The organism is Clostridioides sp. ES-S-0049-02 (genome assembly GCF_020658465.1).
Lineage (GTDB): Bacteria > Bacillota > Clostridia > Peptostreptococcales > Peptostreptococcaceae > Clostridioides.
This window is the reverse complement of record NZ_JACVWG010000013.1, coordinates 22,006-45,139: the sequence shown is the minus strand read 5'-3', so window position 1 is coordinate 45,139 and position 23,134 is coordinate 22,006. Positions and strand designations below refer to the sequence as shown.

Sequence of the window (23,134 nt, the reverse complement as noted above, 5' to 3'; positions counted from 1 at the left end):
GAACTATATATAGTTATTACATAGTATATAATAACTATCACAAATATGATGCCTGACATTATTTTTGATAATAGGTTTATATTCGTTTTTATTAGTTTATGAAACATATATTATCTGTTCCTTTCTTAAAGTTTAAGCTCTATTAGTAGAACCTTGATATTCCTTGATAGAAGCAACTACTGTATTGTAATCTTCACTTACCTGTAAAAATAATGAAGTAGCTTTAATAATGTCTTCTGTACGAAGTGCTTCTGTAATCAAATGAGATGATTCTTCTAATATGTTGAATCCAAGATTTTGAGAAACTCCTTTCAATGTATGTGCAGACCTGAAAGCATCTTCAATATTACCTGTTTCTAATGATAATTTAAGTGTCTGAAAAGACTGATCCTGTAAAAACTTATTAATATATTTTTCTATGCGTTCTTCTGAGCGAAAACGGTTAAATATATCCTGATAAGCTCCACCAAAAGATTGATAACATTCTTTAATTGTCATAATTTCACCCCCCTCTATATTCATATTACTTTATATAATATTATAATCGAATCTAGGCGACAAAAGTATTATATTTAGTTAATAAATCGAAATTTTCATTAGATAATTTATCTTATAATAAATATATAAATTTTCAGTGTACAATATTTTAAAAAGAAATAATGGAATGCTTGAAACAACTAGGTTACAAGGTGTTCCCTAAAAACATAAAAAGCACTACTTGTCGTTTAATGAAATTATTAAAAATACCCAATTTATTTTGGGATTTTATATTAACTAAGTGGGATGTAAATCAAAGTTCAGAAATGCTCATAAATAATAGTGTGAGAATATAATTTAGTCCCCTTCTTGACAAGTGAACAGTTGTTAACTATCATTATAGTTAACAACTGTTCACTATATTTATTAATGGAGGTTATTATGCAAAAAAAAGAAGTGCGAGATACAAAGAAAGTTATTTTAAAAGTTGCACTAAAATTATTTTCTGAACGAGGCTATGATGGGGTTGGTATCCGCGACATATCAAAAGAAATCGGAATAAGGGAAAGTGCACTTTATAAGCATTACAGTGGAAAGCAAGATATTTTTGACTCAATTCTCAAAGACATTGAGCATCGTTATCAAGAAGAATTTTCTACTATTCTCCCTGAAAACATGACCAATATTTTCTCAGAAGAAAATGATGTAAGAGAGGAATTATTCCGTATTAGCATTACAATGTTTAATTTCTATCTCAAAACGGAGTATGGTTCTCAACTGCGTAGAATGTTGACATTAGAACAGTATAGAACTTCTGAAGCAGGTAAGTTTTTTAGGGAATTGATAATAGATAAAGGTTTAGATTATATATCAGGTGTGTTCACTAGTTTAATAAATGATGGAGTTTATATTGATGCTGACCCAATGGTAATGGCCTTGCAGTTTTATTCACCTTTATATTTGTTGTTATCAAAATACGACAATCAGCCTGAAAAACACGAGGAAGCTATATCCTTTTTAGAAAAACATATTACGATATTCAATAAAATCTATTTGAAGGGGTGATAAACGATGAAAGGAATTGGAATATTGATAGCAGAGTGGTTTATAACTGGCCTAATTGTTTATGCAGGACTATCTGGTAAGCAAATATTATTCATTAATGGTTCAAGATCAGCTGTCATCATTTTGGGCGTAATAGGATTTGCAATCTGTATGATTATGCCAACAATCGGTAAACTTATCAGCAGTTCACCTGCTCATCCCCTTACAATTATGGGGTACATCTTTGGTACAATCGCATTACTAACTACAATGACACAAATATTTAAATGGAATATTCCTATCATCTATGACCCTAAAACTGCACTTTTTGTAGTTGCTGGTTGCATTGTCATAAAGTCAATCATTGCCAGGTTTGCACTGTTGATAGTTAAATAAAAAGTGTATATATAATTTATATAATAAGTTTAATAAAAATGTAGACACAAGTTTAAATCTTTATGGCTTAAAACAGAACAACGTAAAACTCCTATATAATTATCTTCTAAATTATATAGGAGTTTTAAAATACTGTAAAAACTTTAAATTCATTAAAAGTAGAATAAATCTTCAAATTTTTTGTCTAGAGCAATACACAAAATAAGTGCTAATTTTGCAGTCGGATTAAACTGACCTGTTTCTATTGAACTTATAGTGTTTCTTGATACTCCAACCATTTCAGCTAATTGAGTTTGTGATAACTTTTTCTCTGCTCTTGCTGTCTTTAAGTGATTTTTTAAAATTAGTTCATCATTCATATATTTACCTCAATGATGCTGAAACAAAATTAATTAATGAAGTAATTGTTACAATTAAACTGAAGGTTGCAACAAAAATATATTGTTTTTTACGTGTAAATTGATATTTTGCAATACTCTCAGCAACTATAAATGTCCAAAATAAGGCTGCTACTGTATAGCTTTTTTGGCCAATAAAGGCGTTAAATATTACAATGAAACAAAATACACATGTAAAAGCAATATAGCCTATTTTTCGACCCTTATTTTCAACATACTCTAATCCTTCATCTTTCGATTGGCGACTTTTATTTAGAATTTCCTCTTTATTCATTCGGAGCACCTCCTATTTAGATGCAAAGTTTACTTGGTATCTTTATTATATCATGCCAAGTTTTATTGTCAATAATTTTGAAAAGAAAACTTGGCAAAAATATGCTATAATGAATGTATAATATGTAATGTGCAACATTAAAAAAATAGTTAGAATGGTTGAAAATACAGATTCTAATTTAGGGATTTATATTAACTAAGTGGTATATAAATAAGGTAATTATAGGAGTGGTTTTCAATGTTAATAAATTATTACGATAGAGGTTATTTCAAACAAATTTATATTACAAGTATTCTTGTAATAATATTTTCGATAATATGTGCATTCAAGGCAACATTTCTATTCTTATTACTCGCAGGTTTTTATCTTGAACAAACATATAAATTTTTAATAAAGTATAAAAATAAGCTTTATATTTCAATTACTGATGATGATATTTTGATTGATAATAAATATATTTTTAGAGGTAAAAATACTAAAAATCATATCAACTTTAAAGATATAGTAGGTATAAATAAACAAGATAATATTATCGAAATTTTTACTAATGAAAACTCTTATTGTATATATCTAAAAGCCTTAAGCATTGAGAGCGAAGAATATCTAATAAGTAGACTAAAATCATTTTGTTGATTTCATATATCTTATAAGTAGAAAACAGAGTAGTTAAAACTGCTCTGTTTTTGCAATTAAAATTTAAAAATACACTATAGATAAAATGCATATATACATTATGAAATAACTTATAAATAAAATTATTAATAATGTTTAAAAAAAGTTGTTTTCTATATCTAATTTAATTAGCAAACTGAGATTCTTATTAGATGAATTATGCTATAATATGCAGTGTGCAACATTTTGAAAAAGGATGTTGTAAGGATTGTAAATACTGAGTTGCAACGTGTTTTTAAAAAATACCAAAAAACACTATTTGTGACTCACTGCAATTTTTAATATTTTATATGACTGAAAGTATTGAAAATGCCCGATTTATTTTGGGGTTTTATATTAACTAAGTGGTAAACAGAGTAGTTCTAACTACTCTGTTTTTTATTTGTAAATTTAATAAAATTAAATAAACGGTAAAAATTGGAAATTGATTATTGCAAAAATAGGTACTATGCTTGTAGTATAAAGAATATATATATCGAAATGATATATATAAAACTACGTATAAAAAATACTTTTAAAATAATCACAATCTTTACTTTAATATTAAACTCATATTAGGATATGACATATTAAAGCAAAAAATATAGATTATATTAGTTTTAAAAAACTTAAAAATCGAAGAGGAGAGTCTGTTATTATTCAGAAGTTGGGTAATTACAAAAATATAAATCAGAATATTTTGAAAATGAGGGGGCGATTTTATGGGAGAATTAAAATTTGAATCAAAAGTGAATTACATTAAGAATAAGAAAAGAGTTGCTACATCTATACATCAAGTGAAAGAAATCTCTAAAAAAGATTATGACTTTTTGACAGATTGCATAGAAACATTTTATATAAAAATAAAAGAGGTTTGATAAAGTTCAAGCCTCTTTTATTTTTACTTATTTTTCTTTTGTAGGAGTTCTATCATTTTTAAGATAGCATCTCTATCTTCTTGTTCTAATTCATAAAGCTTGTTAGTTATTTCTTTCACATCATCATCAATTTCTAAGTCAGCTAGACAATCTTTATAAATTTCACCCTTTCCATTTCTTAGCCATTCTTCGTTTACTTCAAATTCTCTACATATGTCATTAATACTTCTTTCTGTCAAAACTCTTTTTCCTTTTTCTAGCAAAGAAATTTGATCTTGTGATAAGTAAATTCTTTCTCCAAAAGATCTTTGAGAAAGTCTTTCAAGAGTTCTTAGTTCATTTAACCTTTTTCCAATTTCTTTAGATTTTAATTCTTTTGAAACTTCTTCCATTTTTACAATCCTCCCTTGTAATTATTATACTATAAAACCACGACTTTGTCATTGAAATAATAATAATAACGACAAAATAATAATAAAAATAAAAAAATATTAATTTTTGACGATAAAGTAGTTATAATTAAAATAAGTCGGACGACAAAGTAAGCATAGGGGGATGAAAAATGATTTGTTCAAACAAAGAAAAAGTAAAAACAGCTTTGATGATAGACTATTTAAAGAAAAATGAACCCAACAAATGGAGAAGCATAGAAATTTTAATTTCTAGTACATACACATTGAGTAATTTTAAAAAAGGAAATAAGAATGTTATACATCAGAAATAACAATTAACAGTGAATATTTAAAAGGAGTGACAAACTTGAAAATTTCAGATTTTAATAAAGAACATGTAAGCAAAGCAATTCAACTGCAAGAAACAAGATTTAATACCAGCATAGATTTTATTATTACAAAAGTAGAAAAGAATGAAATACTAGTCATGTATTATGAAAAAGAAACAGAAGAAATAACATATAAAACCCTAACTAAAGAAGACCTAATGTTTAATGATTATAAGCTTAAACTATTATCTTAAAAAGGGGCTTCACGAAAGGGGGTGATAAATTTGGAACTCTTAAAGGATGCAAGAAAAAAAGAGTGGTTTTGGTTAGAAAATGACTTGATTGATAGAGAAGATTTGACCATTTATGAAAAAATGATTTATATAGTGCTCGCAAGATATTCTGATGATAATAGTTGTTGCTTTCCAAGTTACAGGACAATTTCGTTAAAATGTGGGTGCAGTGAAAGACAAGCTAAGAATGTAATAAAAATCTTAGAAGAAAAAAGGCTGATTAAAAAAGAAAATAGAATAAAAAGTAACTCAAATGAAAAAGAGAGTAATATATATTTTATTTTAACAGCTAAGTTAGGTAGTGAATATGATGCACAACAGGTAGTGAATATGATGCACAACCCTAGTGCACCTCATGCACAACAGGTGGTGCATGAGGTGCACAGTAAAAAGACTTATAATAAAAAGACTTATATAAAAAGTAATACCACTCCACAAAAAGAACCTAAAACTGATTATTTAGACTTATCATTCTTGGACCTAGATATAGAAAAAGTAAAACTAACTAAAGAGGAATATGACAAACTTATAAGCAAGTTTGGGAAGAAATACATACATGATAAAATTGTTAGTTTAGAAAACTATATCGTTAATGGGAAAGGGAGTAGGTATAAGAGCCACTACAGGGCTTTGTTAACTTGGGGAAATGGAGATGTTAGCAAAGGTATAGTATCAGAGGTTACAAAGGCTAAGAATCCACTTGCTGGCTTCAAAGAACTTTAAAAACTAAATAGACAGGAGAATTGATTATAAAAGATGAAAAGTTAGAACTTACTGAAAAAGACTTGCACTGTATTGCAAGGTATTTGCAAAATGAGGTAATGCAAGTAGCATTTAAAGGAGATAGAGAAGCCCTTAATTGTAACATTTTAAAAATATAGGTTTAGAGGTGAAGTTTGCATGCATGAAAAAACTAAAAGAGTAAAAAGAAAATTATCTGATATTCTGCTTATTTTAATGATAATGAGCCTCTTTGGTGACATTTACTTTATTCATGAAGTTAAAAGTAGAATTAAAGAAATAGAAGAGGTAAAAGAAATTATGCTTGAGGATCTCCAGACAATAGAGAAATATATGGATAAGTTAGAAATAGATTAGGAGGGTGATTAAGTGAATTACTCTTTAGAAGCAGAGCAAAACATTTTAGGAAGTTTTCTTATAAATGACTCAATAACATACAAAATAAGGGAACTAAAAGAAAATGATTTTTACTTTGAATCACATAAAATTATTTTATCTTGCATGAAGAAAATAATTGATTCAAATAAACCTTTAGATATTTTGCTTTTAAAAAATGAATTAGAAAAAATAGATAAATTAGTAGATGTTGGAGGAGTTAGTTACATTACCAGTTTAACAACTATAGTCATAACTACTTCAAACATAGATCACTATATAAAAATCATAAATAGAGAAGTTACTTAAAAGACAAATTTCAGAGTTAGCAAATGAATTAATTAATAATTCAAATTCAGATACAAGTATAAACGAATTGATTGTTGATATAAACGATTTAAAAACACTTGTGACGACGAGCAGTAGCGCAAATGATAATTATATTGATGCATCAAAAATAAAACGTGAAAAAGGCGTACACAAGTCCATAGATACAGGTTTTAATAAATTAAATAATGCTCTAGATGGATTTAGGTATGGAACTCTTACAATTCTGACTGGTAAACCTGCATCTGGAAAATCGACTATAGTTAATCAGTTTATAGCAGAAGCAATTGCGAATAAAGAAAAAGCCTTTTTATATTCTGGAGAATTACCTGCTTTTATGGCTATGGATTGGTTTAGAAAAACTGTGGCTAATGATTATCATATAAAAGAATATCAAAGCGTTTATGGAGGCGCATACACAGATATTCCAAACTATGCAGTTGATTTGATTGCAGACTGGATAAAAGATAAATTTTTTCTCTATGATGAAGATGCAATAAGCGATGAAGTAAACCTATTAAACACCATAGAACACTTGTATTTAAAAAAAGGGGTTAGACTCTTTGTTCTTGATAATCTAATGACAATAAAAACTGGCAATAAGGCAGAGAAATATGATAGACAAGAACAGATAGTAGGCAACTTAAAAAATCTCGCTAAAAAATACAACTTAGTAATAATTTTAGTTGCACATCCTAGGAAAAATATGGGTGACATGAAGCCAACTATGTATGATGTATCTGGAGCAAGTGAGATTGTCAATTATGCAGATTATATTTTATCAACTTACAGAGTTATTGATGAAGAAGAAAAGACAGACGACACTTATTTATTAATTTTAAAAAATAGAATAACAGGAAAACAGAATATAAGTTTTAAAATGAATTTTTCAGAAAGAAGAAAAAGACTTTACACAACCAGTGAGGAGTTAAATAGAGATTACAAATATGATTTAGATAAACAATATGTCCAAGCAGAAATTCCAGAAGATTTATTTTAAAAAGAAAAGAAATTAAGGAGAAAAAATAGGAAATTTAATGAAGTAATAAATTTGAGTAAAATTCAATGTTGAAAAATTTAAAAAGTCAATATTGAAAAAATACCATTTTTCAATATTGAAATTAAAATTTGACAAAGTATTGAAAACCAATATTGAAAAAATTTAAAGAATATAGTAATTGCAATAACTGTAGAATGTGATTGCATTACGCAAAAAACACAGGTTTAAAGAAGTTGTCAAAAACTATTAAAAGATGGTAATGATAGAGAGGAAAAATAAAATTAAAAATTTTGCCAAAAGTGTTATTAAATTATTGCTAAAATTTGTTAATTAATTTCCTCGTAGAAAAATATTATTTCAAATAAATAAAGGAGTGATTTTATGATAGCATTAGAAAAATTTGCAGGTGGAGTTCTGAAAGAAAAGTTTAATACAGAGTTACAAAAAGTTTTAGATAATATTGCAGATCCAAATACAGATTTTAAAAAAACAAGAAAGATTAGTTTAGAGATAGTGTTTAAAGCAAATGAAGATAGAGATCTTGCAGAAGTAGATATAAAATCCAAGGCGACTATAGTAGAGGCAAAAGCAACGACAACTAAAGTTTTAATAGGAAAAGACTTGGAAACAGGAAGAGTTGAGGCATCTGAATTTAAAAATCAACTAGCTGGTCAGTTGTCTCTGGATGTTTCAGACAGTAATGAAACTGAAGAAACAGAAGAAAATAGTGCTGGCATAATTGATTTTAGAAATGTAAGTTCAAAGTAATTTAAGAGAAGTAATAAAATATAAATTTAAATAAAAAGGAGAATAAAAAAATGATAAAAAATGCAATGGAATATTTAGTTAAGTTAGGAAAAAGAGAAACAGTATGCGTAGATGGATTTAACTACACAACAGATAGATTAGAAATAATAGAAGAGCCAAGGGCTAATGATTTAGAAATAACTACATTAAGTGGGCTAGTGGACTATATAAAAAGTGGCATAGATCATAAAGAGGATGAGCTTTTATTAATACAAGTTCTAACTCCAAAAAAAGTTCTTTTAAGATCTGCTTTAAGAAAAAATAGAGATAGAGAAACATACATTGAGTGTGTTGCGCTACTTCCAGATAAAAGATTTGATAGACCTTTAGATTTAGACACTTTTAACATAATGCTACAATCAGCATTTATAAAAAATAGTGATAGAGATACGCTTTTGAAAATTGCAGGTAATATTCAAGAATCTACAGTAAAAAATGTTGGAGATGATGGAGTTTCTCAATCTGTAACAATAAAAACAGGTGTTGCTAGTGTATCAGAAGCAATAGTTCCAAATAGAGTAAAGTTAATTCCTTATCGTACTTTCCAAGAGATAGAGCAGCCAGAAAGTGAATTTATTTTTAGAATGAGTACTGGACCAGCAGCAGGATTATATGAAGCAGATGGTGGAGCATGGAAAAATCAAGCAATATTAAATATTAAAGCGTACTTACAAGAAGAATTAAAAGATTTTAAAAATGTAAATATAATTGCTTAATTGAAAGTCTAAGAGGGCTTATTATAAGTCCTCTTAGTAAACAAGGGAGGGGATTAGATGAAAAGGATTTGTCATATGAGTATTTTAGAGAGAGCTGAATTTACAGATAAAATAGCCAATGCAATCATGTATACAGATGAAAGTATTGGAAAGGGAGATGCTTTTGTTGATGCAATTGAGGTTGTAAAGCAGATGGAGAGAAGAGAAAACGAAACATATGAGAAAGGAGACATTGCTATATGAATAATACGGTTTTAGTTGGAAGATTAGCAAGAGATCCAGAGTTGAGATATATTCCAGGCTATGGCACTCCAGTTGCCACTTTTGCATTAGCAGTTGATAGGGGCTATGTAAAAAAAGATGGAACTAGGGAAGTTGATTTTATACCAATTGAAGTTATGGGAGGATCAGCAGAATTTTGTGCTAATTATCTAGCGAAAGGAAGAATGGTTTCAGTTCAAGGTCAAATAAGGATAGAGAAATATGAAAAAGATGGAGAGAAAAAAACTTTCACAAAAGTAAGAACAAAAATTGTTAATGCACTTGATCATAAGCCAAAGGATGAAGAAAAAGAAATTGGTTTTCAAGTTCTAGATGATGAAGATATTCCATTTTAAATTGGATGGTGATTATATGAGAAGTTTAGAGGAGAGAAATAAGTTAGTTGAAGAAAATATAAATTTCGTATGGTTTATTATAAGAAGATATTTCAGAGTATTTATTTCAAAATATCCATATCTTCAAGATGATACATTTTCAGAAGGATGTATTGGATTATGTAAAGCAGCGGATTATTTTGATAGTGAAAAACGTATTGAGTTTACCACTTTTGCAGCTGTATGTATAAAAGGTCAAATATTTAAATTCGTAGGTAGATATGTTAAAAAACATTACAGAACAGATATAGATAGTTTTGAAAAATGTATCTATAAAAATACTCATGGTGAAGAAATAAGGATAGAAGATAGGTTGGCTGGTAATGACAATGTAGATATAGAAAATGTTCATGTTATTAGATCTTGTATAAAAAGAAGTAAAATAGAAGATATAGAAAAAATAACGTACTTAAGAGAAAAAGGATATAGTCAAAAAGAAATAGGCGAAATGCTTGGGACTAACCAAATGGCAATATGCAGGAGACTTGGAAAATTAAAAGCTGAAATTAATATACTAGGAAAATAATATAAGTATTTAAGTTTATTGGAGGTAAAATGAAGATTAAAATAGTTGGTGGTAGGGAAAATGAGTGCCCAATATGTGGTGGCAATGTATTTAAACTTGAAACTAATATTGGAATAGTTTGGCAATGTAAAGACTGTGGATGTATGTATCAAGACTTTGAATGTAAGAAAAATTAAAGGAGAAACAATGTTAGATTTATTAAAAAAATTAATAATTGAAGAATTGATAAAATCAAATATAAAGATGGATATTTTAGATACAAAAGAATTTGAAAAAGAAGTAAAGGAATTGGACATAGGAATATTAATGAGATTGTATGAGCCAATGGTGCACTTACATTGTATGAGAAATGGGAATAAGGAACTTGAAAAAATGAAGGTAGAAGATTTTTTAAGAAATGCTGGTGCAGACATAGAGGAAAAGTAATCTTATTCAAAAAGAAAAGAGGAGCCTTACTTCACGCTCCCGTTTGTCAAAACTCTAAAACTGTCATCACAAAATCATTATAACATAAATGGGAGTGTGAAGTAACATTGGCCAATAAAAAAGATACTTTGTTCAGTAGTACAGAGGGCAAATTATATAGTTATAAAAAAGCAAAAGCAGAAATAGAGAAAATAGGTATCGATATAGAAATAATAAAAAATGACTATAGAGGATGCAGTAGTATTGAAATTAAAGAGAAATCAAGTAGAACATATAACACTAAAAGTGTAGTTGAGATAGAAGTTGAAGAGAAAGAAAGGAAAGTACTATTAAAAGAAAAAGAGAAAAGACATAAGGAATTATTAGTTGAAAAAATAGATAATGCAATGAAGATATTAAGTGAAGAAGAAAAGAAAATAGTCCAATATAAGTATTTTTCAAATAATAGGACATCTTGGGAATATGTCGGTAGAATGATTGGATTTTCAACAAGTAAGTGTAAACAGATGAGAATAGAGATTATAGATAAGATAAAAGGATTACTTTGAAATACATTATTTATAATTAGTAAAAATAAAATTTATAATATAGATAATTAAAAATAATATAAAAATTTATTATTGCTAGTTATGATTTTATATCAGTTGAAGGATAAGAAAAATGCTCAAGATTTATGTAAATAAGATACTTTTGTAAATCTTGAGCATTTTAATGTTTATAAATTAAATGGAAGAAGCTATTTATAGTGACTATATTGTGTAAATAGTCTTAAGATTACTAGAAGAAGTAAAGAAATACATCTTATATGTACTAGAGTATAAAAGAGATTGGAATCAAAGTCGAGTAAATTAATTAGAATTATTTTTATTCATATTTAAACTATTCAAATTGTTTTCCCAGTTTTTTATCTCCTTTTTAATTTCTTCACTTAAAGTATTACTTGAAGACATTTTCTTTAATTTATCGTTCAAGGATTTCTTTTGTTCCTCTGAAAGATCTGTTTTTATTGTAGGATCAATAATATCTATTACATCTTTTACATCAAAATCAACAAATTTGCACAATTCTTCTAAATGATCAATTAGAAAATCTAGACCTTCATATGACCATTCTTTATAATTTTTCCCGTTCTTTAATATGAATTCATTAACTTCATAACTTTGATTTGCTAATTCAAAGAATGAACCTGAAGGATCCATTATATCATTTATAGAGTTTTCATAGTTAACAATATTAATTTGTCTTATTAATTTCTCTTTTTCTGTTAAGTTACTATAATTCTTGTTAACAAAAGCAACTAATCCAAATTCAAAATTTAAAATTGAATCTTTACGCTGTTTTACTGAATCTTCTCCAAATTCTCTAAGACCTTCTAAATTTTTATCAATGGCCTTGTCTCTAATCTCTATTAATTGTTCTATACTTAAATCTTCTAAGTTTTTAGGCACTATTTCTTCATTATTTTTAGTAACTTCTTTTAATTTATCATTTGTATTTCTATTATTGAAAACAAATATAGCAGTGAATAAACTTAAAACTATTACCAATATAATTAAACTTATGTTTTTCTTATTTAGCATATTAATCCTCCTTTATGGCAATGTATATATAATTATAACGAAGAATGAATTGATTTTTAGACACTTTTATATAATCTTTAAAAATTTTATATATTAAGTAGGACTTGATTGCAATTAACAGAAATAAAACTATAACTTATAAAATAAACAATCAAAAATGGTGTAAAAACTAATACTTTTTGTTAATATTAATAGATAAAGATAAACTAAGGTGGTGATTAAACTGACAATAGAAGAATACAAAAATAAATACTCTACTGGAAATAAGATTATACTTTCCTTAAAGAGTTTTGATGATAAAGAACTATACTATCATGAAACTTATAACATATTAAATTCAATAGATGAAATAGATAGATTAACATCAAGCAAGATATTTAAAATAATAGAAGATAAAAATGATTTAGCCTTAGAGTCTTATTATTCTAGTGTAATTGAAGGTGCCTTTTCAACTAGAAAGATTGCAAAATCTATAATTAGAGGAAAGATGAAACCAAGTAATAAAAGTGAGTACATGATTTACAATAATCATAGAGCCTTAGAATATGGATTAGATAATTTAGATAAGTTATATAGTCACAAATTTATATATGACTTACATCATATATTGGGTGAAAACTGCTTGGATTCAGAAGAATATGAGTATAGAACTGAAAAAGTATATGTATGTGATTCAAAAGGTGAAATTATACATACAGGACTGGATCCTTTGGAGATATATAATTTTATGGATGAATTAATAACTTTTATGGAAAATAGTAAGGTAAATGATTTAGTAAAGAGTGCAATAATTCATTTCTATTTTGTATATGTTCATCCTTTTAGTGATGGTAATGGAAGAACATCAAGAGCCTTATCTTATCTATATTTAATTGATAAAGGATATGATACTTTCAAGGAGTTTTCAATATCATATATGATATCTAAAAACAGAACTAAGTATTATAAGGCTATACTAGATGTAGAGAATAAGGGATATAATTTAACTGTATTTATAGAGTTCATGTTAAAGTCCATAATACAGTCTATAAATGAAATGAGAGACATGCATGATAGAAAGTCTTTAGAGAGTGTATTGAAAGAAGAGTTATTTGAAAATGATATTACTCTATCAGCAACAGAAGAACATATATTAAAATATATCTGTAGTAAAGATAACTATTCTATGACATTGGAAAACTATATTAAAAAGAATAAAAGTAGATACTTAAAGGCTGGAATAAAGGAAATTGAATTAGTTGACCAGTTGATGGAAGTGCTTAATAATCTTGAAGAAATAGAACTTTTATCAAGAGAAAAGGACATATATAAAGTTAATGAGAAGTACTTAAAAATGCTTGAAATAAGTTAAATTGATAGTATATAAAAATAGAAAATGTACATGGATATATAATAATAAACCCTCTAAGAATGAGTTTTCTTAGAGGGTTTTATTTTTTACTCTTAAAATAAAAAAGATTTTTATTTTGTCCAAAATTCATTTTATTATGCGTTGTATATACTGAAAGAGTAGGAGATGGTATAAAACTAGCAAATAACTAGGAGGAAATATATGAATAATAAGAAAAAAGCATTCTTGATTTCTGGCGCTATAAACGTAATTTTATTAATCATTGTTTTTGCATTGTTTAGTTATAACATTATAGAAAATAATACAAGAAATATGATAATAACTGTAATCTTAATTTTTATTTTTGAAATGATAAAAATAAAAATCATAGAGAAATATTATAACCTATAAATAAGAAATATTTTTCCTAAGAGCATATTGTAAAGTATGCTCTTAATTTAGTTATATAGATTTAAATGTAATAATGTCTTTTTTGTAGACGATTTATGTACGATTTATGACCGATTTGTGTACGATTTATGTCTTTTAATCATGATAATATTGTATTATGAAAAAATATATTTAATAAAAAATGGCTTGGAATCTATATTCTAGGTCTTTTTTTATATAAAAATTCAATCATTAGATTAGGAGGGCGTAGTATGTTGAAAGTTTTGCAAGAGAAAAATATAAGAATGATATGGTCAAAGGATGGTAGTGAGGTTTGGTTTAATGCAAATGATGTAGGAGAAGAATTAGGCATAGTAAATATTCGTGATACGTTAAGAAATATAGATAGAGAATATAAAAAGAAATTTAATGAGTCTACTGTCGGAGATTCCGACACTAGAAATTTTAAAAGCAAATTGCCAAACTTTGGTACTATCTTCATTACAGAAGAAGCAGTATATAATATGTCATTTAGAAGTAATAAACCAGAGGCAAAACTATTCACAAAGTGGGTTTCTAAAGTACTTAAACAAATTAGAATACATGGTTATTACATTGCTACAGAAAAGGACCAAGAATGGATAAATATAAGAACAGAAGGTAAAAAAGTAAGAAAAGATTTTACAGATGAAATACAAGAGTTTGTTTATTATGCTATTAACCAAGGTAGTAATAATCCTCAAATGTATTATAAACATTTCACTGAACTTGTAAGAAAAAAACTAGGAATACCAAAAGATGTAAAAAGAGATGAATTAAATCAAAGTGAATTGTTTGATATACAAGCACTTGAAAGAGTCATATCTATGAAGTTGCCTAAGTTAATAGATAAAGATATGAACTATAAAGAGATATATAGGAAAATTAAAGAGTTAATAGAGATAATTTAATGCTATCTATATAGATGGTATTTTTTTATGCAATAAAACAAGTATTTTTAAAAGAGGTGTTTGAAATTAAACGAGATATAACAGAGGAAATTTTAAGTGCAGCATATGTACCAGATAATCTAAAATATTATGACAATGTAATGAAAGAAACTCCTGGTATGTACGGAAGAGAATGTTCTTTAGATTTTATAAGGAAAAAACAAGAAAAACTCCTGAAACTAAAAAAGAAGGTTAAAAGAAATTATAATTTTAAGATTGATAAGTTAGACTTATATCTAAAAATTCTAGAAGAAAGTATAATTGATGAATCTGATCATGTTGAATTAGTTACATTTAAGTTATATTTACAGTTAGAAAATGTAGTAAAAGTAACTAGAACTATAAATGACTTAGGATTTAGAATAAAGACCAGTACTTATTCAAAAGAAAGAAGATACACCACAAATGATATAACCTCTATAATTACAGATTCTTTTGCTAATGTAGACGAAGATTTAAAAATGTTAGTTCAAGAGAGACAAAGAAAAAATTATTATGGGAATAAGGAGTGTTTTTAATGAATGGAAGCACATAAAGGACAAAAAATTAATCCTATAAAAGATATTGAAGATGTATTTAGACTTTTAAATTTTTTAGAGGAATGGAATGAAAGAAATTACTTATTAGCTCTATTTGGAATGTGTACTGGACTTAGAATAGGGGATATATTAGCACTTAAAGTTGCAGACGTAACAGATGTAAAGTTAGATAAAAAAGGGAAGAAGATAAGAGTATCTAAGGATTGGATTAGAGTTATAGAGGAAAAAAGAGACTATGATAGAGAAGTTTTCTTATCTGATGTAATAAAGGGGGCTATAGAAAACTATACTCAAGATAAACCTGGAGAGGAGTTCTTATTTAAAAGCGGTAAGAGAAAAAAGTTTAATAGACCTATTCAAACAAGGCAAGCAGGAAGAATAATAAAAGGAGCAGCAAAAAAGGTAGGAATAAAAGAAAATGTTGCAACACACTCTTTAAGAAAGACATTTGCAAGACATATTTATGATGAGGAAGAAAATAAGACTTATGCTTTAGAACTTATAAGAAAGATTTTAGGACATAAGACTATAGAAGTAACAAGACGATATATTGGAATAGATAAAGAAGAAGAAATAAAAGCAATAACTAAATTTACTAATAAATTAAAGAAAAGAAAAAGATATTAACATTATTATAAATTAGCTCTAAATTTCATATGTTACGTTTTTCAGCAATAGGACATTACAAAAGTGTAAAGGCCTTTAATAATAGAATTTCCAAAGAATAGAATAGATTTATTAAGAAGTCTGAAAATGTATATTGAAGGTCATTTTTAGAGAGATTAAAACAAATGTATATGTAATAGATATTTAAGTAAAGGAGTGATTTCTTGAGTGAAAAAGATGTTGATATAGTTAATACAGGATATAGAAGATTAGAAGAATTAAATCAAGAAGAATCAAAGTTAGTATCTCTCTTGATTTCAGGCTTTAACGTGACAGATGCTGCTAACTTAATTGGTATCAGTAGACAAACTGTTTATAACTGGATGAATAGGGAACATGTTAGGAAAGAAATGGACAGGCGTAAGCAAGAGCTGGCAAGCCAAGGAAACTCAATGATATTAAAAGATATAGAATCCTATGTTAATAATATTAAGGCATTGGCCAAAGATAATAGTGATAAGAGAGTAATGTTAGCTGCCAATCAATATCTTATAAATCGTATTTATGGTAATCCTACAAGCACAGTTATTCAAGAAGAGAATGGTAATGGTATGGAAACTGGTGAAACAGAAATAGAAGCAGCCATAGCTAAGATAAGAATAAGAACAAAAAAATAATACTTAATAAGCATTATTTTGATTAAAAACTGCCATTTTACAAATATTTATTGTAAAAATAAAGCATGGTACAAATTTACATTATAAACTATCTATTTTGGTGTAAAAATAAGGTTAAAATCTTAATTAATTTACAAAAAGCACGATAAGTCTTTGACTCTAATTTTACATTTATGCTATAATATTATTTATAGAGTAAACATAGGTGGAGGGGTCAAAGATGGTAGTAGGTTATATGAGAGTTTCAACAGCAGAACAAAATGAAGATAGACAATTAGTTACAATGAAAAAGCATAATGTAGAAAAAATATATCAGGAGAAAATAAGTGCCAAAGATACTAAAAGATCACAATTAAATGCAATGTTAGATTTTGTAAGAAAAGGAGATACAATAATTGTACATGATTTTAGTAGACTTGCTAGAAGTACTAAAGACCTATTAGAAATAGTTGAGCTCTTAGAAAAGAAACATGTAAAGTTAATTAGTGATAAAGAAAATTTAGATACAAGTACACCTACAGGAAAACTTATGCTCACAATGCTTGGTGCAATATATGAATTTGAGAGAACAAACATGCTAGAAAGACAAAGAGAAGGTATCGCTATAGCTAAAGAACAGGGTAAATACAAAGGACGTAAAGAAGTTAAGATAGAGAACTTTGGTAGTTATTATGATAGATATAAAACTAGAGAACTTAATAAGACTCAATTGGCTAAAAAATTGGGAGTAAGTAGACCAACATTAGATAGATTAATAAAGAGCTATGAGAGTAACTAAGAAGAGCAATATATATGCTTAAGTTAATTTTAGTGGGGCAAATTCATAGAATTATGCCCTTTAATTATGTCTGAAATAATTATAAATAACTGTTTTTAAGTATAGGGGGTATCCTTCTATTTCAAAAAAAGTATTTTTTATAGAAAATGAGTTCTGGAAATTTTCTAGCAAAATTTAAAAACCAGAGATACATCTTGAAGAAGGTGATTTTATTATAGAGAAAATTATATTATTAGCTGAACCTAACAAGAAAATAGAAGAGATAAAAGGATGTAAATACAAGTGGATAATTTAGAAAGAAATATACAACTTATATTTAGTTATCTAGCAAAGACTTTTATAAGAAATGGAGCAACTATAAAAGACGCTGAAAAAGAAGCTAATGAGATTATAAAAGCTAATTCAAACAATCTTTGGGGAGTTAATGGTCTTGCCTATCAACTTGGGAAAATAAATTTAGAATTTTTCTGTATGTACTTTATGCAAGATACCTATCTACCAAAGGAAGATAATGCTGCTGCACCTATAGCTAAAGTTCATCATGAGTTATGGGAAGATATACAAGAATCTATAATTGGAGATGGATCACAACAATTGGGAAGAATTTATCCAAGAGGTACAGGTAAAAGTGCATTTGGAGATTTGGCAACAACTGTATGGTCACACTGTTATAAACATAAAATGTACACATTAATTTGTTCAGATATAGGTTCTACAGCAGAAAAATTTGTGAAAGATATAAAGAATGCTTTACTTGAAAATGAGTATATCAAAAAAGCATTTGGAGTACTTTTAAATGACAATGATAGAAAATACATTTGTAATAGTACTCAATTAGAATTAACTAATAAAACCTTTATTGAAGCAATATCATCTTCATCACCAATGAGAGGAAGAAAATACAATAATAATCGTCCTGATCTTATCATACTTGATGACTATCAATCAGAGGAAAATGTTAGAACAGAAGATGCTAGAGAAAAAAAGTTTAAAAGATTTTCTGATGACGTAAAATATGCTGCACAAAAACCAGTTATAAGAAATGGTAAAACTATAAAAAGAGGAACAACTTTTATAGCATTGGGAACTTTGCAACATAAAGAATGTTTCTATAGTAGGCTAAAGAATTTACCAACATGGAAGTTTAAATGTGAAAAAGGAGTTTTAGTTGATAATGTAGATGAATTATTTAACTCTGGATTATGGCTAAAATTCAAAGAACTATTATTTGATTTTAAAAATACAAATCATCTTGAAGATGCTAAAGAGTTTTACTGGGATAATGAAAAAGAAATGAAATTTCCTATATTGTGGCCAAGTTTTTGGGATTGTTTAGATATGGCTTTAAGTTATTATGAAAATCCAACCTCTTTTAAACAGGAAGTACAAAATGATGTAAATTCAATAGGTGAAAAATGGTTTAAAACAGTAAGAACTGAATCTAGGGAATGTATTGAAACACATAACTTCAAAAAGACAATGCTATTATGTGATCCAGCATCTGCTGGTGGGTCTAAACATGACTATAGTGCTTTTCTTGTTGGGAGTGAGTCAGATAATGGTTTACTATATGGGAGATTAGCAGAACTAGCTAAAATAAATGCTAGAACTGATTTTGATAAATATATAGACCATATGATTTATTTATTAAAAGTGTATCCAGATATAACACATGTTTATATAGAAAAAAATACATTTAATGGTGCAGATGCTAATCAATTAGAACTTAAAATAAAAAATGATGATATTCTTTACTACAGAGATATAGAAATCATTAATGAGCACCAAAAGAAAAATAAGGATGATAAGATATCTACTTTAATACCTGTTTTAAATAAAGGTCAAATGATTTTTGCAGAAGAAGATAAGGAATTTACACAGCAAATCCTTGATTTTACAGGACAAAAGTACTCTCTACATGATGATGCACCAGATATATCAGCAGAATTTATAAATAGGATTTTTAATATTAAAGTAAATGAAAGTATTACACTATTAGATAGAAGAAATTTAGGTCTTTGATTGTATGGAGGTGATACATTAAGTGAAAATAGATTTAAATTTATTAAGAGAGATATATGATGATTGGAGTTTAAAAAAGCAAGAATACAACACTATGTATAAGTATTATAAAGGTGAAACAGATGCTATTAGTAACTATAAAATGGTTACCAAGAGGTCTAATAATAAGATAAACACTAATTTCTTAAAAAAGTTTATTAATGAAGAAGTCGCTTATTCTCTTGCAAATAAAATTACCTATACAAGCAGATTGGGTGATGAGAAGATTATAAATGATTTAGAATACTATACTTGCCATTGGAGTAAAAAGCATGATTCAGATTTATTGAGATATACACTATTATTTGGATTTTGTTATGAACTTTACTATGTAAAAAACAATGAAATGAAAGTAAGAATAATAAAACCAACAGATGGCTATCATTATGAAAATGAAGATGGAGAGATTATCTATTTTTTTAGAAAATTTAAAAAAGATTTTAAAGATGATATTTATATAGATATATATGATAAAGAATACATATATCATTTTGATTCAAATTTCAAAGAAGTTGAAAGCCCTACAGTAAATAATATATTTGATGGCAATGTGCCAATATCAATTTGCAAAAGAAGTGAAGAACTAGGAAAAAATACAATATTTAATGATATAAAAGGGTTACAAGATGCTTATGAAACTAATTTAAGTGATATAAGTAATGAAATTAGTGATTTTAGAAATGCTTATTTAACCTTCTCTGGATGTAATATTAAAGAAGAAGATTTGCCAAGGATGAAAGAACTTGGAATACTTCAAGTTAATGGAGATGGAAAAATAGAGTGGCTTATTAAAGACATGAATGATACATTTGTTCAAAATACACTATCTTCAATAAAAGAAAATATGTATGAAATTACATCTCATATAAATCACAATGAGAAAATGCAAAGTAATACATCAAGCCTAGCAGTTATAGCAAGATTAATAAGTACTGAATGGATTTGTAGTCAAAATAATGATAGTATTGCAGATACTTTATCTAATAGACATAAACTATTATGTATTTGGCTTAATAAGAAATATGGTTTTGACTATGATTATAAAGATATTAAGGCTAAATTTACCCCTAAGATACCACGTGATGATTTAGTTGTAGCAAATATATTAAGTCAACTTGGAGATAAATTATCTACTGAAACCGGATTATCTCAACTAAGTTTTATTGATAATCCTCACGCAGAAATGGAAAAGTCTAAAAAAGAACAGGAAATAGTTTCAGAGGGAGAGATATTATTAGATGAATCAAAAGATTATAACTAAATTGACTGAAGATATATATAAATCTGCTGAAAATAGGACAAAACCATTTTATAAGTATCAAAGAGAAAACAGAGATAAACTTCTACTAGAAATAGCAAAGATATTGCTAACACATGATATTATCAATGAATATTTAAATATTAATAATAAAGATAAGAAAAATCTAAGGTCAAAACTTAATAAAATTATAAATGAGTATTCTAACAATTATGATGAAGAAGTCAAGGATATAGAAACTATTTTATCTGATTCATCTAAGAATAAATATTCAAATTTGATAATTTTATTGGGAGTAATACTGAAGATAGAAGATATGAACAATAAAGTTATAAATAAGATAGTGAATAATAAGGTTGATGGAAAACATTGGAGTGACAGGCTTTGGAATAATAAAAAAGGTATAGAAGAATCTCTTAAAAAAGAAATAAAGAATTTTTTAAATGGAAAAACTTCTGTAAATAAAATAGAGAAAATAATAAGAGATAAATATTCAACTGGAGCAAGTCAAACAAGAAGGTTAGTAGAATCTGAAGTATCTAGATGCCAAAATGAAGTGAATGAGTACTTCTTTAAAACCCAAGGTATTATAAAAGTAATGTACTGTGCTGATTTAGATTCTAGAACATGTAATGATTGTAGTATGTATAATGGTCTAACTTTTTATGTAAATGAATCAAGACCTTCATTACCACAACATTGTTATTGTAGATGTGAATATATACCTATTCTTTAACACATATTGATTTGATATGTGTATTTGTTATGTTTAAATTTATAAAAAGGAGAAAAATATGCAAAAAAGAGAAATGATAGAGCTATTACAAAATATAGAAGACGAATCAGAGATAGATTCTTTATTAGAGAATTTAGACTTGTTTAAGTCAAAAGAACTTAAAATACCTACGATAGATGAATTTAAATCCTTAATTTTAAGTGATTCAAACTTTAAGTCTTTTATGGATAAAGAAAACAGTAAATATTATAGTGAAAAGTTAGAGCGTTTCAAGAAAAATGATATGCAAACACTTATAAATGCTGAAGTTCTAAAAAGAACTTCTACAAATGAAACAGAGGAACAAAAGGCTATAAGGGAACTAAATGAAAAATTGGATAGATTAGAAAAAGAAAAAAGACACACAGAAATGATTTCTAAATATAAGGATATTCTAGTTGAAAAGAAAATACCTACAAACTTAATTGAATATCTACTATCTGATGATGATGAAAAAACAAATGCAAATATAGATATCTTTGAAAACTCAATGAAAAAATATATTCAATCTAGAGTAGATGAAAGGATTAAAGATGGTTCATATACACCACCTGGAAAAGAAGGCGATAATGAACTATCAGAGGTTAGAAAGCAGATAAAACAAGGTTTAAATAGTTTCTAAAAAAAGAGGAGGAGGATTTTATAAATGGCTAATGTATTACAATATGTAACGCTTTTTCAACAAGAATTAGATTCACAAATAGTGGTAGGTTCAACTACTGGATGGATGGAGAAAAACTCTGGTCAAGTTATATATGATGGAGGTAGAGAAGTAAAGATTCCTAAGGTATCTATGGATGGTTTAGGAGATTATGATAGATCTAAAGGATATGCTCCAGGAGCAATAACACTTGAGTATGAAACTAGAAGAATGGAAATGGATAGAAGTAGAGAGTTTATGCTTGATTCAATGGATGTAAATGAAACAAACTTTGTTGTAAATGCCTCTTCTGTAATGGGATTATTTCAAAAGCAACATGTTATACCAGAAATAGATGCATATAGATACTCAAAGATATTTTCAGAAGTTTCTAAGGTTGATGAACGTGTAAAATATTCTTATGAAGTATCTGCTGCTAGTATTTTAAGTGAATTAAAATATCAGATAGCATCAATTCAAGATTCAACTGGTGATATACCTCTTATTATTAGTATGTCTAGTATAGTGGCAAGTATCTTAGAACAGTCTACTCAACTTGATGATATTGAATTTGGTGATGGAGATATAAAAAGAATTGTAAAATCTATAGATAATGTACCTATAATAAAAGTTCCATCAAAAAGAATGAAAACAGAATATATATTCATGGATGGGAAAACATCTGGTCAGACAGCAGGAGGTTTTAAGGAAGGACCAAAAGCACTAGATATAAGATGTTTATTTTACCTTAAGTTTAAAAGAATATAGAAGAATAAAAATATCTAAGGTCAATGCTAAGGATGGC

The 23,134-nt window shown here is 27.2% G+C and carries 36 protein-coding genes; 31 read left to right on the top strand and 5 right to left on the bottom strand.

The features are described 5' to 3' along the window. Nucleotides 1–132 precede the first annotated feature (132 nt). Nucleotides 133–522, bottom strand: coding sequence for an Hpt domain-containing protein (locus IC213_RS17925; protein ID WP_227863348.1), 390 nt, complete (start codon nucleotides 520–522; stop codon nucleotides 133–135). A 396-nt stretch (nucleotides 523–918) separates the two neighbouring features. On the opposite strand from IC213_RS17925, the gene IC213_RS17920 reads away from it, so the two are divergent. After that, nucleotides 919–1,542, top strand: a complete 624-nt coding sequence (locus tag IC213_RS17920) for a TetR/AcrR family transcriptional regulator (RefSeq protein ID WP_227845764.1) — start codon at nucleotides 919–921, stop codon at nucleotides 1,540–1,542. A 6-nt stretch (nucleotides 1,543–1,548) separates the two neighbouring features. Beyond that, nucleotides 1,549–1,917 carry a hypothetical protein gene (locus IC213_RS17915; RefSeq protein ID WP_227845763.1) on the top strand — a complete coding sequence of 123 codons (369 nt, stop codon included), beginning with the start codon at nucleotides 1,549–1,551 and terminating at the stop codon, nucleotides 1,915–1,917. Nucleotides 1,918–2,069: 152 nt separating this feature from the next. On the opposite strand, the gene IC213_RS17910 is transcribed toward IC213_RS17915, so the two are convergent. Both IC213_RS17910 and IC213_RS17905 read right to left on the bottom strand, forming a co-directional pair. Next, nucleotides 2,070–2,276, bottom strand: coding sequence for a helix-turn-helix transcriptional regulator (locus IC213_RS17910; RefSeq protein ID WP_227836451.1), 207 nt, complete (start codon nucleotides 2,274–2,276; stop codon nucleotides 2,070–2,072). 4 nt (nucleotides 2,277–2,280) lie between these two features. Further along, nucleotides 2,281–2,589: a DUF6442 family protein gene (locus IC213_RS17905; RefSeq protein WP_227863347.1), complete on the bottom strand. Its 309-nt coding sequence runs from the start codon at nucleotides 2,587–2,589 to the stop codon at nucleotides 2,281–2,283. 237 nt (nucleotides 2,590–2,826) lie between these two features. Between IC213_RS17905 and IC213_RS17900 the strand changes: the two genes are divergently transcribed. Together IC213_RS17900 and IC213_RS17895 are read left to right on the top strand one after the other, a co-directional pair. Beyond that, nucleotides 2,827–3,222: a hypothetical protein gene (locus IC213_RS17900; RefSeq protein ID WP_227845762.1), complete on the top strand. Its 396-nt coding sequence runs from the start codon at nucleotides 2,827–2,829 to the stop codon at nucleotides 3,220–3,222. Between the two features lie 740 nt (nucleotides 3,223–3,962). Continuing rightward, complete coding sequence (locus IC213_RS17895; RefSeq protein WP_227845761.1) at nucleotides 3,963–4,118, top strand: hypothetical protein; 156 nt, start codon at nucleotides 3,963–3,965, stop codon at nucleotides 4,116–4,118. Between the two features lie 23 nt (nucleotides 4,119–4,141). Here the strand turns inward: IC213_RS17895 and IC213_RS17890 are convergent, their stop codons facing one another. Next, nucleotides 4,142–4,510 (bottom strand): helix-turn-helix domain-containing protein, encoded by a 369-nt coding sequence (locus tag IC213_RS17890; RefSeq protein ID WP_227855907.1) that lies wholly within the window; start codon nucleotides 4,508–4,510, stop codon nucleotides 4,142–4,144. Between the two features lie 170 nt (nucleotides 4,511–4,680). Here IC213_RS17890 and IC213_RS17885 point away from each other — a divergent pair, with 170 nt between their 5' ends. The 15 genes from IC213_RS17885 (at nucleotide 4,681) to IC213_RS17815 (ending at nucleotide 11,254) form a co-directional block, all read left to right on the top strand. Next, entirely contained in the window at nucleotides 4,681–4,842 is a 162-nt protein-coding gene (locus IC213_RS17885; RefSeq protein ID WP_227863346.1) for a hypothetical protein, read from the top strand. Nucleotides 4,843–4,877: 35 nt separating this feature from the next. Next, a complete protein-coding gene (locus IC213_RS17880) occupies nucleotides 4,878–5,093 on the top strand; it encodes a hypothetical protein (RefSeq protein ID WP_227863345.1) in 216 nt (71 codons plus the stop codon). A gap of 30 nt (nucleotides 5,094–5,123) precedes the next feature. Beyond that, a complete protein-coding gene (locus IC213_RS17875) occupies nucleotides 5,124–5,855 on the top strand; it encodes a helix-turn-helix domain-containing protein (protein ID WP_227845757.1) in 732 nt (243 codons plus the stop codon). A 20-nt stretch (nucleotides 5,856–5,875) separates the two neighbouring features. Further along, the gene (locus IC213_RS17870) at nucleotides 5,876–6,013 is read left to right on the top strand and encodes a hypothetical protein (RefSeq protein WP_227855906.1); all 138 of its coding nucleotides are present in this window, start codon (nucleotides 5,876–5,878) and stop codon (nucleotides 6,011–6,013) included. A gap of 19 nt (nucleotides 6,014–6,032) precedes the next feature. Beyond that, a complete protein-coding gene (locus IC213_RS17865) occupies nucleotides 6,033–6,230 on the top strand; it encodes a hypothetical protein (RefSeq protein ID WP_227845756.1) in 198 nt (65 codons plus the stop codon). Nucleotides 6,231–6,242: 12 nt separating this feature from the next. After that, on the top strand, nucleotides 6,243–6,557 hold the full coding sequence (locus tag IC213_RS17860) for a DnaB-like helicase N-terminal domain-containing protein (RefSeq protein WP_227863344.1): 315 nt from the start codon (nucleotides 6,243–6,245) through the stop codon (nucleotides 6,555–6,557). 67 nt (nucleotides 6,558–6,624) lie between these two features. Continuing rightward, a complete protein-coding gene (locus IC213_RS17855; protein WP_227863343.1) occupies nucleotides 6,625–7,575 on the top strand; it encodes a DnaB-like helicase C-terminal domain-containing protein in 951 nt (316 codons plus the stop codon). A gap of 381 nt (nucleotides 7,576–7,956) precedes the next feature. Continuing rightward, entirely contained in the window at nucleotides 7,957–8,343 is a 387-nt protein-coding gene (locus IC213_RS17850) for a hypothetical protein (protein WP_227863342.1), read from the top strand. Nucleotides 8,344–8,393: 50 nt separating this feature from the next. Further along, nucleotides 8,394–9,098 carry a hypothetical protein gene (locus IC213_RS17845; RefSeq protein WP_227845860.1) on the top strand — a complete coding sequence of 235 codons (705 nt, stop codon included), beginning with the start codon at nucleotides 8,394–8,396 and terminating at the stop codon, nucleotides 9,096–9,098. A 57-nt stretch (nucleotides 9,099–9,155) separates the two neighbouring features. After that, on the top strand, nucleotides 9,156–9,341 hold the full coding sequence (locus tag IC213_RS17840; RefSeq protein ID WP_227825439.1) for a hypothetical protein: 186 nt from the start codon (nucleotides 9,156–9,158) through the stop codon (nucleotides 9,339–9,341). After that, entirely contained in the window at nucleotides 9,338–9,715 is a 378-nt protein-coding gene (locus tag IC213_RS17835) for a single-stranded DNA-binding protein (protein WP_227845859.1), read from the top strand. The genes IC213_RS17840 and IC213_RS17835 overlap by 4 nt, the downstream gene beginning before the upstream one ends. Further along, complete coding sequence (locus IC213_RS17830; RefSeq protein WP_227863341.1) at nucleotides 9,693–10,280, top strand: sigma-70 family RNA polymerase sigma factor; 588 nt, start codon at nucleotides 9,693–9,695, stop codon at nucleotides 10,278–10,280. The genes IC213_RS17835 and IC213_RS17830 overlap by 23 nt, the downstream gene beginning before the upstream one ends. 29 nt (nucleotides 10,281–10,309) lie before the next feature. Beyond that, a complete protein-coding gene (locus IC213_RS17825) occupies nucleotides 10,310–10,456 on the top strand; it encodes a hypothetical protein (protein WP_227855902.1) in 147 nt (48 codons plus the stop codon). Nucleotides 10,457–10,466: 10 nt separating this feature from the next. Then, the gene (locus IC213_RS17820) at nucleotides 10,467–10,706 is read left to right on the top strand and encodes a hypothetical protein (RefSeq protein ID WP_227855901.1); all 240 of its coding nucleotides are present in this window, start codon (nucleotides 10,467–10,469) and stop codon (nucleotides 10,704–10,706) included. 107 nt (nucleotides 10,707–10,813) lie between these two features. After that, nucleotides 10,814–11,254, top strand: coding sequence for an RNA polymerase subunit sigma (locus IC213_RS17815; protein ID WP_227831813.1), 441 nt, complete (start codon nucleotides 10,814–10,816; stop codon nucleotides 11,252–11,254). A 300-nt stretch (nucleotides 11,255–11,554) separates the two neighbouring features. On the opposite strand, the gene IC213_RS17810 is transcribed toward IC213_RS17815, so the two are convergent. Then, nucleotides 11,555–12,286, bottom strand: a complete 732-nt coding sequence (locus IC213_RS17810; RefSeq protein WP_227437222.1) for a hypothetical protein — start codon at nucleotides 12,284–12,286, stop codon at nucleotides 11,555–11,557. Between the two features lie 214 nt (nucleotides 12,287–12,500). Between IC213_RS17810 and IC213_RS17805 the strand changes: the two genes are divergently transcribed. The 12 genes from IC213_RS17805 to IC213_RS17750 all read left to right on the top strand — a co-directional run bounded on the left by IC213_RS17805 (nucleotide 12,501) and on the right by IC213_RS17750 (nucleotide 23,097). Beyond that, nucleotides 12,501–13,637 (top strand): Fic family protein, encoded by a 1,137-nt coding sequence (locus IC213_RS17805; RefSeq protein WP_227855899.1) that lies wholly within the window; start codon nucleotides 12,501–12,503, stop codon nucleotides 13,635–13,637. A gap of 201 nt (nucleotides 13,638–13,838) precedes the next feature. Then, nucleotides 13,839–14,027, top strand: coding sequence for a hypothetical protein (locus tag IC213_RS17800; protein WP_227845852.1), 189 nt, complete (start codon nucleotides 13,839–13,841; stop codon nucleotides 14,025–14,027). 251 nt (nucleotides 14,028–14,278) lie between these two features. Continuing rightward, on the top strand, nucleotides 14,279–14,956 hold the full coding sequence (locus IC213_RS17795) for a Bro-N domain-containing protein (protein ID WP_227863340.1): 678 nt from the start codon (nucleotides 14,279–14,281) through the stop codon (nucleotides 14,954–14,956). Between the two features lie 14 nt (nucleotides 14,957–14,970). Then, nucleotides 14,971–15,513, top strand: a complete 543-nt coding sequence (locus IC213_RS17790; protein ID WP_227863339.1) for a hypothetical protein — start codon at nucleotides 14,971–14,973, stop codon at nucleotides 15,511–15,513. Between the two features lie 3 nt (nucleotides 15,514–15,516). Then, on the top strand, nucleotides 15,517–16,161 hold the full coding sequence (locus IC213_RS17785) for a tyrosine-type recombinase/integrase (RefSeq protein ID WP_227863338.1): 645 nt from the start codon (nucleotides 15,517–15,519) through the stop codon (nucleotides 16,159–16,161). A gap of 203 nt (nucleotides 16,162–16,364) precedes the next feature. Further along, nucleotides 16,365–16,817 carry a helix-turn-helix domain-containing protein gene (locus tag IC213_RS17780; protein ID WP_227863337.1) on the top strand — a complete coding sequence of 151 codons (453 nt, stop codon included), beginning with the start codon at nucleotides 16,365–16,367 and terminating at the stop codon, nucleotides 16,815–16,817. A gap of 220 nt (nucleotides 16,818–17,037) precedes the next feature. Continuing rightward, a complete protein-coding gene (locus tag IC213_RS17775) occupies nucleotides 17,038–17,595 on the top strand; it encodes a recombinase family protein (protein WP_227863336.1) in 558 nt (185 codons plus the stop codon). A gap of 282 nt (nucleotides 17,596–17,877) precedes the next feature. Next, nucleotides 17,878–19,617 (top strand): hypothetical protein, encoded by a 1,740-nt coding sequence (locus tag IC213_RS17770; RefSeq protein WP_227831811.1) that lies wholly within the window; start codon nucleotides 17,878–17,880, stop codon nucleotides 19,615–19,617. 22 nt (nucleotides 19,618–19,639) lie between these two features. Then, nucleotides 19,640–20,917, top strand: a complete 1,278-nt coding sequence (locus IC213_RS17765; protein ID WP_227863335.1) for a phage portal protein — start codon at nucleotides 19,640–19,642, stop codon at nucleotides 20,915–20,917. Further along, nucleotides 20,895–21,650, top strand: coding sequence for a minor capsid protein (locus tag IC213_RS17760; protein ID WP_227437242.1), 756 nt, complete (start codon nucleotides 20,895–20,897; stop codon nucleotides 21,648–21,650). The genes IC213_RS17765 and IC213_RS17760 overlap by 23 nt, the downstream gene beginning before the upstream one ends. A gap of 58 nt (nucleotides 21,651–21,708) precedes the next feature. Beyond that, a complete protein-coding gene (locus tag IC213_RS17755; protein ID WP_227831809.1) occupies nucleotides 21,709–22,311 on the top strand; it encodes a DUF4355 domain-containing protein in 603 nt (200 codons plus the stop codon). 24 nt (nucleotides 22,312–22,335) lie between these two features. After that, entirely contained in the window at nucleotides 22,336–23,097 is a 762-nt protein-coding gene (locus IC213_RS17750; RefSeq protein ID WP_227863334.1) for a hypothetical protein, read from the top strand. Nucleotides 23,098–23,134 lie beyond the last annotated feature (37 nt).